This window comes from Alteromonas sp. CNT1-28 (assembly GCF_022348345.1).
In the GTDB taxonomy this organism is placed as follows: domain Bacteria; phylum Pseudomonadota; class Gammaproteobacteria; order Enterobacterales; family Alteromonadaceae; genus Alteromonas; species Alteromonas macleodii.
The window spans coordinates 1-12,606 of the sequence record NZ_JAKREZ010000012.1 but is presented as its reverse complement, the minus strand read 5'-3'; the positions used below and the strand labels follow the sequence as shown (position 1 = coordinate 12,606).

The window sequence follows — 12,606 nt, the reverse complement described above, 5'->3', positions numbered from 1 at the left end:
GTAACCGTCTAGTTTCAAAAGCTTGGCTTAGGATAAAGCCAAGTTCAGTCGAGTCACGCTAGGTACGGCTATTTAACGCAAGGCGCTTCTACTGCGTCTTAAGCGCGTCCTTCAGCGCTTCCAAGTTAGATTCAAATGGCTTCCACTGCCCCATCCCCGTTTTGTAAATAGGCTGACGAACCTGCTCTGAACTTGGAGTTTTGATTATCCGCTTGGTTTTATGAAACGCTAAGCATGCCTCTTCAAACTCTAAACCGCAGAACGCCAGAATACGCTTGACCTGCCCTTCTAAATCGTCGAGCACATCTTCGTGCTGCACCGTAAATATGTCGCCGGGCATCACCGTATGCCAATGTGACATCAACTTTTCATACGCATTGTAATATCGGCCAATATCACTTAGCGAGTAGCTAAACTCTTGCCCTTCACCAAATAGTTGTTTGTACCCACTAAAACAGCAATCCATTGGATCCCTTCGCGCGTCAATAATTTTAGCGTTAGGCAGTATCTTTTTAATAAGCCCAATATGAATGAAATTGTTGGGCATTTTGTCAATAAATAACGGTGCGCTTTGGCGATATGCACGGGTCTGCTGAATATATTGCTCACCAAGTTTCGCCAGTGTTTCTTCACTCAATGCTGAAACATTAAACGGATATGGCGTAGATTGGTGGCTGAGCGAAGACGCTATACCCAGAATGTCATGCAGCTCCATGGTTCCGTCGACATTAGAGTGCGACGCTAGGATCTGCTCAAGCAGTGTAGAGCCAGCACGTGGAAGGCCGACAATAAAAATAGGATCTGGCGCTTGGCAACCCTGTGTTTTTTTGAAATCGTCTTGACTAAAAGCCTGTTGCTGAGCATCTAATGCTTGCTCGGTTTTCCCAATATCGAATTGAAGCGTACTGCGTTTAAGCGCATTACCTTGCTGGTAATACGCGAAGGCCTTGTCATACTGAGCGTTATCTTCAAACCCTTTCCCGAGCGCAAAACAAATATGAATTTTATCGTCTAAGTTAATTGCATCATTGCTGACTTGCTCAGTCATTTGCTTAAGCATCTTGTCACTAAACTTATACGTCTTCGTATTCGCCAAGCTCCAATAGGCATCGCCATAGTCGCGGGCAAAACCTACCGCTTTTTCGTAAGCGTTAACCGCATCGGCAGTATCGCCTTTGGCTTTTAGTGCATGACCCAACGACACCCAAACTTTAGGTCTATCTGGCGTTTGTTCTAGTATGCCATGGTAAATATCTATCGCTTCATCTAATTGCCCTACACCAACAAGTGCATGGGCAAGACTGGTTTTAATAACAAAACTGTCTGGGCTTCTTGAAAGTCTTTGTCGCGCTACATTCACAGCATCTGGAAACTTACCCAACTTTGAAAGCACGTTTTGATAAGCTAGCGCCGCTCGCTCGTTGTCCGGGTATAATTCCACACAACTTTCCAACAAAAATTCTGCATCACTGTACACCTTCAACTGCATACCAATTTCAGCCAACAACATCATAGCTTCAGGGTGATGCTTCTGTTTAGCCAAAAATTGGCGGCACACTTGCTCTGCCGCAGCGAACTGCTTTTCGTACATAAGGTCGTAGGCACCCAGAATTGGCGGAGGAAGAGACTGCAAATGCGCAATCTGATTTGATGCCATTTGTTCAGCGGTAGCGTCGCGATGATTTTGATAGATTAAGAGTAGCTTTTTCCAACTGCTTATAAGAGCGGGGTTAAAATGCGTTGCTTTAAAGAACGCACTTGCTGCGTTTTGCTGGTCTCCCACAGCTTCATGACAGTAAGCAAGCTCTTGGTATCCCCTGCCGTAATCTGGGCGAAGAGATAGAAGAGTGTCGATAGCCCTAAAAGCATCGCTATGTTGGTTCGAGAGCCTGTAAGTGACAGCGCCCAAATAAAGTACTTCTGCTTCTTGCTGCTCATTTAGCGACAAGGACAATAAATCTTGAATATACGATTTCGCAGTTGATAACTGACCGCGTTGAAGCGCTTGCTTAATAGCGCGAACTTGATGTTGAAAATCTTCTATTGTCATAGGCTTCGTTATAATTCTTGGTAGCGCAGGTGATAATTGGCGAAAGCCAAAAGGGTATGTATTTAATACTACCGAATTTTTCTAAGATAAGTAATGAAAACGGCAGGCCTAGGCCTGCCGTTTAATGCACTGAGTACAATCTACTTTTTCGTTTACGACAAACGACTATTAATAGTAATCGTAAGAGAAGCGAAGACCTATAGTACGAGGGCGATTAGTCACAACCTTAGGCGTATACTGCTGTGTATCAATGTTCAAGATTGCTGATTTGTCGAAAACGTTGTCAACGAATGCTTCAACTTTCCAGTTTTGATACGTCATCCCCACAGATACATTACCAATTACGTAACTTTCCTGAATGTAGCGGCCACCGCGAATTGTTTCACCATCTGCACCTGGGTACGTTGCACCTTTAAACTCGTCACCCTCATCTTTAATTTTCAGACCCGAGCCCGTGCCATAAATCAATCGAGTTGCATCTTCCATGGCATAAGCGTTCATCACCATGCCAGCAAGACGGTCGCCGGTGTAGGTAAGTGATGCATTAACATACCCTTCTTTACCGCCGTCTAACTCAAAGAAATAACGTGCGCTAATGTTGCCTGAGAAATCAGCAGAGTACGGAAGCTCACTGCCTACGCCAGCCGCAATACCTTCTAGTTCAGGGTTAATACTAACCAGTTCAGTATCCAGTACGCTAAATGCTGCGTTAATGACTAGGTTATCTGTTGCTAACCACGTAATGTCTGCATCAATCCCTTTAACTTCTGCATCACCAACATTATCGGTAAAGACTAAGAAACTAATATTCGCAGGATCGAAACGCGACGTTTGCAAGTCACTGATTTCTGAATAGTAACCAGTGGCATTAACACGCAAAATACCGTCTAAGAAGTCACCTTTAAGGCCAATTTCGTAGTTATCCAGCGTATCTGTTGTTGAGTAAACCGGAACACGGAAATCCGCAAACGCCCCAGTGTCATTTGCCGCTGCGTCACCGCCTAGTCTGTTTGTTACTGGTGGACGGAAGCCTTCTGAATAGTTCGCGAAAAGCAATACGTTTTCATTTACTTTCCAGTCGAAGCCGAATTTGAAAATGGTATCGTCAACCGTGAGTACTCCGTCACCGTCTAGTAAGCCAATTTCCAATGAACCATCTTGGATAGCATCGACAACACCTTGGCCGTCAAGACCCAAACCATCATAAACGGCGGGATCTAGCACGCCTTGACCATAGGCTTCTAATCGGCTTGTTACGTCGCGTGTTGATGTAGCGCCGCGATAAATATCGTCAATTTGATACCAGCGCGCACCAATGGTAGCAGTAAGCGTATCAGTAATTTCATAGCCTAGCTGACCAAATACTGCGATTTGCTCGATAGTATGCGTAACGTCGTTTACAAAGCTAATTTCAGGAGAGAAAGGGCCACCATCGCTGTTAATTCCACGGTCACCCGCCAGCGCATTCCATGAACTTGCAAGGTTCTCAAAGATTTCAGGGCTTGCGATTTTAAACTGGCCTACTGAGCCTACTTCCTGTTCGTCATAAAACACACCCGCCGTCAGCTGCCATGGTGTATCCATCGTTGTGCTGAAACGTAGTTCGTGGGTTAAGCGAGTGCTAGTAGTGTCTTCTTTGTAGTATTTACTCGGATCGAGGCAGCGCGCGTCATCTGGATTATCTGGCGTTTCATAGTGCGTACACACATAGTACGCGGAAAATAAGCCGCCGTTGGTGTAGCCGGTGTAATCGGTAAGCGTGTCTATTTCACGATCGAGGTAACCACCGGTATACACCACATCTAGTTTTTCCAAACGACCATTTAGGGTCCATGTGGTTAAGCCAAATTCGTCGGAGTTTTCATCGCTTTGAAAGCGAATTGCCGAGCTTTCGCCTTCCACTGTGGGGTCGTAGGCAAACACACCTTCAGTATCAAGTGTTTGTTGAGTGTGTTGAACCAGAACATCCCAATCTTCGTTGATAATGTAAGACAACCCGAATCGCGCCCCTGAGTAGACCGCGTCATTAAAGTTATCTTCAACATGTTCGCTGTTTCTTGGCGATACAACGGCGGCTTCACTGCGGGTAAAACCATTGATTTCACGACGTGCATCCATAGCAGCCGGATCGATGCCCTGTTTCTGCAATGCATTTCCAGAAATACGATCAATAACTACTGCACTTCCAATGTAACCACCATTTCCTGGCTCATTTTCAATGTTGTCAATCCAACCGCCCTGACTTTCGTTGTAGGCAGCCACACGCAGCGCAAGGTTGTCAGTTGGAGTAACGTTGAAATATGCCTCCACAGTGTTACTCATATCTCCGCCTTTTGTGGTAGAGATACTGGTATCGAAGCCTGCAGCAAATCCAGAATGATCTGGCTTGTTTGTGATTAGGCGAACTGTACCTGCCTGAGAACTCGCACCAAATAACGTACCTTGCGGCCCAGGTAGAACCTCTACACGCTCAACGTCGGTAGCAAAAATATCTAAGTTTCGGCCAGCCATAGAAACAGGCATTTCATCAAGATAGAAAGCCACTGAGGGCTGAAGTGCTTGAACAGATGACAGGGTAATGCTTGATTGCGTGGTCGCCGCACCACGAATGTATATTTCGTTCTGCCCTGGACCTGTACCTTGGAATACCACATTCGGTAAAAACTCTACGTAGTCTTGGAAGTTATCAATACCGAGGTTTTCTAATGCTTTTCCATCTAACGCAGAGACTGCGACAGGGACATCTTGGATTGATTCACTTCTTTTCGTGGCGGTAACTTCTATGGTTTCAAGTTTAGCGGGCGCTTTAGTTTCTTGCGCAGCCAGAGAGGTGGATGCCAGTGCAGCGATGATTGCACAGCTAAGCTGAGTTTTTCGCATTTGTGTGTGTTTCCTTCAATTGTTTTTTATTCTTCGGACAGTGTTTACTTAAAACACATATCAAAAAGATCATATATTACGATACACAATCTATTAATTATTTCTACTCTAACGATTAATAATTAAACAAAAACACCCAAAACCTAGCAGAAAGTCTAATTTTTATTGTAAAAACAACTGCAAAAAAAATACTGCACTTTGACTCATTGACCAAATACATACAAATCAAATAATTTCATCTGATGTTTATAAAAAATGCTCCATGCGGTATATTTCTGCGTATAAACCGAAATTTATAAAAGGTGAAAGGAATTTACTGCGTGATTGAGAACGAAAATAAATCTCCACTCAACAAGCCGGTGTTTATTACATCGTCAGCTTTAATCCTATGTTTACTTATCTTCGCTGCTGGTACTCCTGAAACAGCAGACGCGCTTTTCCAAAAGCTTCAGAGCGCAATTGTGACCAACGGTAGTTGGTTTTATGTATTTACAGTCGCAGTAATTGTGGTGTTTGTTGTTTTCCTCGGCATGTCACGCTACGGCGAAATTAAGTTAGGCCCAGATCACGCAAGCCCCGAATTTAGCTTTGGGACTTGGCTTAGTATGTTGTTTGCAGCAGGAATGGGAATTGGGCTTATGTTCTTTGGCGTTGCCGAGCCCTTAATGCACTTTTTAGCGCCCCCCACTGCACAGGCTGAAAGTATTGATGCTGTTCGCGAAGCAATGAAAACCACATTTTTCCATTGGGGTGTTCATGCTTGGGCAATTTATGCGGTAGTGGCGCTGATTTTGGGCTATTTTGCGTACCGTCAAAACTTACCTCTTACACTGCGCTCTGCTTTATATCCATTAATTGGTGACCGGATTTATGGCTGGCCTGGGCACGTGGTTGATATATTCGCGGTTACATCAACAGTGTTTGGTGTATCGACGTCGCTAGGCTTTGGCGCTTCGCAAGTAAATGCGGGTTTTAACTATCTATTTGGTCTACCGTCAAATACTGGTGTTCAAATAGCTATAATGGCAGGCGTTGTTGGTTTAGCCGTTATTTCTGTAACTACTGGCCTGGAAAAAGGCATACGCCGTCTTTCAGAAACCAATATGGTTTTAGCCTTACTGTTACTTTTAATTGTTCTTGTTTTAGGCCCAACCGTATTTTTACTACAAGCGTTCATGCAAAACACAGGGGCTTATCTGTCTGATTTAGTGCGCAACACATTTAACCTGTTCGCCTATGAGAAAACAGATTGGATTGGTGGCTGGACCATCTTCTACTGGGGTTGGTGGTTAGCATGGGCGCCGTTTGTTGGCCTGTTTATCGCGCGTATCTCTTACGGTAGAACCATCCGCGAATTTGTAATGGGCGTACTGCTTATTCCATCAGCATTTACACTATTTTGGATGACCGTATTCGGCAACGCCGCTATTGATCAGGTGTTAGTGCAAGGTAAAGACGTACTTGCACAAATGGTAAATGAAGATACTTCAGTGGCACTGTTTGTATTTTTAGAGCAGTTCCCTTTCGCTTCAGTACTAAGCCTTATAGCAGTATTGATGGTCATTGTGTTCTTTGTAACCTCATGTGATTCGGGTGCCATGGTTGTCGATATGCTGTGTTCACACGGTGAAAACAATACGCCGTTGTGGCAACGAGTATACTGGGCTGTTGGCGTTGGTGTGGTGAGTTCAGTGCTGCTTTACGCTGGTGGGCTTGGCGCGCTGCAAACTATGACGATTGCCGCCGCACTGCCATTTGCTATTGTGTTGCTTATCGCTATATCGGGACTATTGAAAGCCCTTCGTATCGAGGCGTACAAACGTGAAAGTTTACAAGTACTAACGGGTACACCGCAGCATAATGACTCTGACAAAAACTGGAAAGAGCGCCTTGAAAATATTGTGACCTTTCCAGATGAAACTGCCGTTCGTCGTTACATCAACAAAGTGGTGAAGCCTGCGCTAACAGAAGTAAGCGAGGAGTTTAAAGCGCAGCAATTTGAAATAAAAATTGAAGATACGGACGAAGCACTCGTATTAACCGTTGATATGGGCAATGACCCTGAGTTCATTTATGCTGTGCATCCTGTATCGACAGAACAGCCTGAATTTGGTCCAAGTGACACACCAGCACTGGACGAAAACAAAAAGGCCACGTACTATCGCGCCGAAGTGCACCTTAGTGAAGGTGGTCAGAACTATGATATTATGGGCTGGTCGAAGATTTCGGTCATTAATGACGTCATCGATCACTATCATAAGCACCAACATTTTATTCATTTGCTTAAGTAACCGCTGGGTTACGCATTTGTTGGAAGTAACATGCGAAAAGAAGAAGAACTATTAGTGGCACTACGGCGCGTAATACGCGCTGTAGACCTACGCAGCAAGCAGCTAAGTAAACACGTGGGTTTAACAGGCCCACAGTTATTGGTGATGCAAAATATTGAAGAGCGCCCGGGAATAATGGTGCGCGAAATTGCAGAGAATATTAACTTAAGCCCTGCAACCATCACGAATATTCTAGATAGACTAGAATCACGAGACTTAGCTACGCGCATAAGAAGTACGCAAGATAAACGAAAAGTGGGCGTATTCTTAACCGAACGCGGAAAAGAGGCAGTGGTTGACGCCCCTCGTCCGCTTCAAGAACACTTTGTCGAGCGTTTTTCACAGCTTAAAGAGTGGGAGCAAAGCCAAATGGTCGCTACCGTTCAGCGAATTGCTAGCATGATGGATGCTGAAGATATTGATGCCTCCCCTTTCCTGGAGTTAGGCAGTATTTCAGAAAAAAGCTAATAGCCTTTGTCTTCTTTAAAAAAAATGGCCTTCACTAGAAGGCCATTTTTGTATCTATCTTTGGCGCTGGCGTAGAAGCGTTCAGCTGACTACTATGACTTCGCCTTAAGTGGATTTACCTTTCCACCTGTGATTTTGTCAGCGCGCCCTTCCTCTTTCGCTTTCTCAGCACGGCGCTTGCGGATTTCTTTAGGGTCAGCAATAAGCGGGCGGTAAATTTCAATACGGTCGCCATCGGTAAGCGTGTCGCGAAGCTTAACCACGCGGCTCCAAATACCCACTTTCGTTGCTTTCAAATCAATCTCGGGAAACTGCTCAAGCACGTTAGACGCGTTTATCCCTTCTTCTACCGTCGCATTTTCATGAATAGCAACATCAATGATAGTTTGCTTGGTGGGTAACGCGTAGGCAACCTCAATATTGATGAGCTTCTTACTCATGCGTACACGCTCCGCGCTCGGTCTGTAAACGCTGCAACCATACTGCTGGCTAAACTGTTAAACACTTTACCAAAAGCCATTTCAGCTAGCTTATTGCTGAATTCAAACTCTAGGTTTAATTCAATTTTACAGGCTTCTTCTGATAACGCTGAAAATGTCCAGCCACCGGTAAGCGAGCGAAACGGACCGTCGACCAGTTGCATTTGAATACTTTTACCTGGCTCTAACACGTTGTGCGTTGTAAACCATTGCTTGATACCAGCTTTTGCCACTAACAATGACGCTTTCATGCTTTGCGCTGACGTGTCGAGGATCTTGCTATCGGTACAGCCTGGCAAAAACTCTGGGTAGGAAGCTACATCGTTGACTAAGTTAAACATGGCTTCTGCGCTATGAGCTACCAGCGCGCTTCTATGAATACTTGGCATTGATTCCACTACAATTAAAACTCTTGGCCGCATTGTATCACAGAAAATTTGGTTCGCTCGTATTCGGTTTTGAACCAAATGCCCCAATATAAGATAACAATGACAACTAAAGACATTCCTTTGAACAATCAGTATAATAGCCAGCATGAAAAAGAATAAAGCCAACAAAAACACCACAGGAAATATCGCGCAGAATAAAAAAGCGCGTCACGACTATTTCCTAGAAGACAAGTTCGAAGCCGGACTTGAGCTTCAAGGGTGGGAAATTAAAAGTATTCGTGCCGGTAAAGTGAATATTACCGATGCGTACATTATTATCCAGAATGCCGAAGCGTATTTGGTAGGGTGTAGAATTAGTCCGCTGAATCAAGCCTCTACCCACGTTATCGCTGCTCCAGAGCGTGCTCGCAAATTGTTGCTGAACAAACGAGAAATTGACCGCTTAATGGGTGCACGAGACCGCCAAGGTTATTCAATCGTTGCCACGTCTATGTATTGGAAAAAGTGTTGGGTGAAACTAGAAATTCACCTAGCAAAAGGTAAGCACGCCCATGACAAGCGTGACACCATTAAAGACAAAGATTGGCAACGTCAAAAAGAACGAATGATGAAACACAGCGTTTAACGCTGTGTTTTTATTTGGGCTGTCAAAAAAGAAGTGTAGTAAGTTTAACCTACGTCTCGTTTCGTCATTTTCTTGCGATGTAGAATATCAAGAATCAGACTCCACAGCGGTGACGGGTTTCTTAAGGTGGTTAGGTTATTCCCAAGGCGTCTAAGTTGTCTTCGCACCATGGCCATATTCGCAAGGCTTGCAAGCGATTTATCTTTCCATGAGCAGTGTGGAATTATGCCCGAATACGCCCATTCTTGTTGCCACTTTTTGGCTAAGTCTGGGGTAATAGCAAGGGCGCTGGCTAATCCAACGAGGGCACAGCCCTGCTCAATCACTTCCTCCGCTACCTCGGCCCTTTTTATACCGCCAGTTGTCATAAGCGGAATATCAGTTTTACTCACCAGAGCCTGCGCAAATTCCAAGAAGTACGCTTCTCTGGCCAGCGTGGTGTCGTCACGGGTTTGCCCTTGCATGGCAGGCGCTTCATAACTGCCGCCAGACAACTCTACAACATCAACACCCAAGGCTTCCAAGCGATTTACCACCTCACAGGCATCATCAAAAGAAAAGCCATTTTTTTGAAAGTCAGCAGAGTTAAGCTTTACCATAACAATGAAGTCTTTAGCGCAAACCGCTCGAACCTGACTGACTATATTTATCAGCAAGCGTGCGCGATTAATAATAGAACCTCCCCACTCGTCTTGACGCTGGTTAGTAAGCGGAGACAAAAACTGCGTAAGCAAATAACCGTGAGCGGCGTGAATTTCAACGCCATCAAACCCGGCTTTTTCAGCTTGCTTAGCAGTTTGAACGAAACGTTTGCACACATCGTGAATGTCTTGGCAGGTCATTTCTCGTGGTTGAGCAAACAGCTTGGAGTGTTTGCCCATATCAAGCGGTACAGCAGAAGGCGCAATAGCTTTGCCTTTCATCGCTTTAAATACCTGTCGACCAGGGTGATTAATCTGCATTATGGCTAAAGCGCCATTAGACTTAATGATTTTTGCCCACTTTTGAAACGGCGCAATGTCGGTATCTTTTTCTAGTGCAACGCCACCTGGCCCTGTCATGGCGCCTTTATCGACCATAACGTTGCCTGTGATCACCATGCCTAAATTGCCGTGGGCCCAATATCGATAGAGTGAGTACAAAGACTCTCCGGGAATATTTCCCATACTCGACATATTTTCTTCCATAGCAGCTTTAACAAGACGGTTTCGCGCTGTTACGCCACATGGCAAGGTATACGGAGAATACAATATGGAATCTGAAGACATTTACACTACAAGCCTTTTAATTATGCTCACGTACTTTAATGGTTCTTGCTACTAATTGCATCATTACATCAGCACTATTTCCTTAAAAATTCGCTAAAGTAATCAAATAAAAAGCGCTATTTTGGTTTATAAATTGCGTTTCTTGTACAGCCCTTGTGCGCTCGACACTTGAATTTTACTCAAGCATCCACATATCTATGTTAGTTCAATAATACTCAATGTTTGTGTGTTACTGTTTAAGCAAAGCTTCAACTGAAGGCCACACAGGTAAGCTTTTGAAAAACTAGATGTTATTTTTGGTTGATTTATAGCCAAACCCTTAAAATTTATAGTAATTTTCAAAAGAATGTATTTCACCATGTAACAATTGTGCTATTATTGAAAATCACACTCGGGGCTGATTAGGATTCGACAGGATCTAGGAAGCCGGAGGTGCATGCAGAGGAGCGGTTTGCCTCTTAAAAAGCCGCATTTAAATAGTCGCAAACGACGAAACATACGCACTAGCCGCTTAATAACCGGCATAGGCCCTTCCACCCTAGTCTTTTCCTGCTAGCGGGGATTCGGAAGGTCATCCAAGTAGGATAGCGAGGGAACCTTGTCTAAGGGTGAACCGCGAAACAGTATTAGGCCAGCTGCAAGGAAATCCTGTTTGTCGGAGTTCCAAGCAGTTAAATAAATGACAAACTAAGCATGTAGTACCAAAGGTAGACATTTTCTGGACGCGGGTTCAAATCCCGCCAGCTCCACCAAATTAGAGGTGCAAGTTATTATAAAACAGTAACTTGCACCTTTTTTATATGTGTAGAGTTAGCGTAGTGTCACGATAAGGTGTCACGAAATGAAAACCCGCTACCTCTATAGAAACAAGCATGGCGTTTACTGTTTACGCTTTGAACTTCAATCTAAGCCTAAAAACACGTATCGCCAACTTTTGATATCATTGCGAACCAAAGAACCACGTATTGCACTTCAGCATTACAGCACGGTCATGCCCGAAATTTATAGAGTTCTTTGTAATTACAGCGACAGTCTAAGGTTGAACGTGTCTGAAGCACCCAACGTTTTTGAAGTGAAACGAACGATTAGAGAGTTAGTAGCCCGAATCGTAGAGACAGAAAAAGACTCTTCTGTCTCAAATTTAATGTCACAGGTTCGTTATCGTAAACTGGACAACTATCTAGACGCAACATTTGAATCTCTGGACTTGACTGAATCGCAGCTTATGGCTCTAAAACGCAAGCTGAGTATTTCAGAGTCAAGAGAAAGAGCATTGGTTACCTCACTGACGAGTCAATCAACGACAGCCTCACCTGCTAGCATAGAGAGCCATCCTATAGGTGAGCTCGTAGACGATTACTTTAATTTTAAGCGAAAAAGTTGGGGCACTAGGACAGCTACGCAAGCTTTGTCTAACCTTATTCGGTTTGCCGAGATTATCAATTTTGAATGCCCTTCAGCTCAAATCGACGGAAAATTGATACAGCATTATGTAAATGTCATGACTAAGCTCCCAAAAAATGCTGGTAAACGGAGGAAAGAGGTCACGACAACCGATGCAGAATTAGTGGCAAAGTGGTGGCTAGACTTATCTGTAAGCCACACTGAAACTGTTTTAGGAGCGGGTGGCCTAGAGAAGCACTTCTCCGACATTCGAATGTTTATAAAATGGTTACACGAACGGCACTACGTCTCTCTCGATTTCTCGAAGCACCTTGAATTAGCTAAACCAAAAGGCGCGAAGTTTGTAGAGAAAAGAGCAATGTATGATACGGCGCATATATCCAAGATCTTTTCGAGCTATATATATGGCGATACGTTAAGAAATAGAGAAGCCCCTAAATCATATCATTTCTGGGCACCATTGATTGCGCTTCACACAGGCATGAGAATTTCAGAGATTGCTTGTTTAGAGGTGCAAGACATCTTCTATGAAGATGGAATATTGGTGTTCTCTGTCAATGATGAGTGGAAGTCAGATGAACTAAAGAAAAGCCAATTTTCCAAATCTAAAAAGACTGCGTATTTCGGTGAATCCGATCGGTCGTTTCGGTTTTATCCGATCGCTTTTTCTTCTTCTTTTTCGTCCCTGCCAGTTTTACCGTAAGTGATCGGAT

At 44.2% G+C, this 12,606-nt stretch carries 9 protein-coding genes and 1 other RNA gene; 5 read left to right on the top strand and 5 right to left on the bottom strand.

What is annotated here, in order from left to right:
* Window positions 1-88: 88 nt before the first annotated feature.
* Both MHN02_RS09710 and MHN02_RS09705 read right to left on the bottom strand, forming a co-directional pair.
* Window positions 89-2,050, bottom strand: a complete 1,962-nt coding sequence (locus MHN02_RS09710) for a sulfotransferase (protein WP_239245781.1) — start codon at window positions 2,048-2,050, stop codon at window positions 89-91.
* A gap of 168 nt (window positions 2,051-2,218) precedes the next feature.
* The gene (locus MHN02_RS09705; RefSeq protein ID WP_239245779.1) at window positions 2,219-4,930 is read right to left on the bottom strand and encodes a TonB-dependent receptor; all 2,712 of its coding nucleotides are present in this window, start codon (window positions 4,928-4,930) and stop codon (window positions 2,219-2,221) included.
* 320 nt (window positions 4,931-5,250) lie between these two features.
* Here MHN02_RS09705 and betT point away from each other — a divergent pair, with 320 nt between their 5' ends.
* Together betT and MHN02_RS09695 are read left to right on the top strand one after the other, a co-directional pair.
* A complete protein-coding gene (betT, locus tag MHN02_RS09700) occupies window positions 5,251-7,221 on the top strand; it encodes a choline BCCT transporter BetT (protein WP_039229500.1) in 1,971 nt (656 codons plus the stop codon).
* 30 nt (window positions 7,222-7,251) lie between these two features.
* Window positions 7,252-7,728: a MarR family transcriptional regulator gene (locus MHN02_RS09695; protein ID WP_012518305.1), complete on the top strand. Its 477-nt coding sequence runs from the start codon at window positions 7,252-7,254 to the stop codon at window positions 7,726-7,728.
* A 92-nt stretch (window positions 7,729-7,820) separates the two neighbouring features.
* Here the strand turns inward: MHN02_RS09695 and MHN02_RS09690 are convergent, their stop codons facing one another.
* Both MHN02_RS09690 and MHN02_RS09685 read right to left on the bottom strand, forming a co-directional pair.
* Window positions 7,821-8,168: an RnfH family protein gene (locus MHN02_RS09690; protein ID WP_014976384.1), complete on the bottom strand. Its 348-nt coding sequence runs from the start codon at window positions 8,166-8,168 to the stop codon at window positions 7,821-7,823.
* A complete protein-coding gene (locus MHN02_RS09685) occupies window positions 8,165-8,596 on the bottom strand; it encodes a type II toxin-antitoxin system RatA family toxin (protein WP_014949308.1) in 432 nt (143 codons plus the stop codon). Before MHN02_RS09685 ends, MHN02_RS09690 begins: the two co-directional genes overlap by 4 nt.
* Before the next feature lie 145 nt (window positions 8,597-8,741).
* Between MHN02_RS09685 and smpB the strand changes: the two genes are divergently transcribed.
* A complete protein-coding gene (smpB, locus tag MHN02_RS09680; RefSeq protein WP_014949307.1) occupies window positions 8,742-9,221 on the top strand; it encodes an SsrA-binding protein SmpB in 480 nt (159 codons plus the stop codon).
* 44 nt (window positions 9,222-9,265) lie between these two features.
* On the opposite strand, the gene MHN02_RS09675 is transcribed toward smpB, so the two are convergent.
* On the bottom strand, window positions 9,266-10,489 hold the full coding sequence (locus MHN02_RS09675) for an NADH:flavin oxidoreductase/NADH oxidase family protein (protein WP_239245776.1): 1,224 nt from the start codon (window positions 10,487-10,489) through the stop codon (window positions 9,266-9,268).
* 393 nt (window positions 10,490-10,882) lie between these two features.
* Between MHN02_RS09675 and ssrA the strand changes: the two genes are divergently transcribed.
* Together ssrA and MHN02_RS09665 are read left to right on the top strand one after the other, a co-directional pair.
* Window positions 10,883-11,241, top strand: a transfer-messenger RNA (tmRNA) gene (ssrA, locus tag MHN02_RS09670).
* A gap of 89 nt (window positions 11,242-11,330) precedes the next feature.
* On the top strand, window positions 11,331-12,596 hold the full coding sequence (locus tag MHN02_RS09665) for a hypothetical protein (protein ID WP_239245773.1): 1,266 nt from the start codon (window positions 11,331-11,333) through the stop codon (window positions 12,594-12,596).
* Window positions 12,597-12,606 lie beyond the last annotated feature (10 nt).

Bases quoted from the DNA above. Each gene is read 5' to 3' on its own strand.
- MHN02_RS09675 (WP_239245776.1), bottom strand. From the start codon at position 10,489: ATGTCTTCAGATTCCATATTGTATTCTCCGTATACCTTGCCATGTGGC.
- MHN02_RS09665 (WP_239245773.1), top strand. From the start codon at position 11,331: ATGAAAACCCGCTACCTCTATAGAAACAAGCATGGCGTTTACTGTTTA.
- MHN02_RS09705 (WP_239245779.1), bottom strand. From the start codon at position 4,930: ATGCGAAAAACTCAGCTTAGCTGTGCAATCATCGCTGCACTGGCATCC.
- MHN02_RS09695 (WP_012518305.1), top strand. From the start codon at position 7,252: ATGCGAAAAGAAGAAGAACTATTAGTGGCACTACGGCGCGTAATACGC.
- MHN02_RS09710 (WP_239245781.1), bottom strand. From the start codon at position 2,050: ATGACAATAGAAGATTTTCAACATCAAGTTCGCGCTATTAAGCAAGCG.
- MHN02_RS09685 (WP_014949308.1), bottom strand. From the start codon at position 8,596: ATGCCAAGTATTCATAGAAGCGCGCTGGTAGCTCATAGCGCAGAAGCC.
- smpB (WP_014949307.1), top strand. From the start codon at position 8,742: ATGAAAAAGAATAAAGCCAACAAAAACACCACAGGAAATATCGCGCAG.
- MHN02_RS09690 (WP_014976384.1), bottom strand. From the start codon at position 8,168: ATGAGTAAGAAGCTCATCAATATTGAGGTTGCCTACGCGTTACCCACC.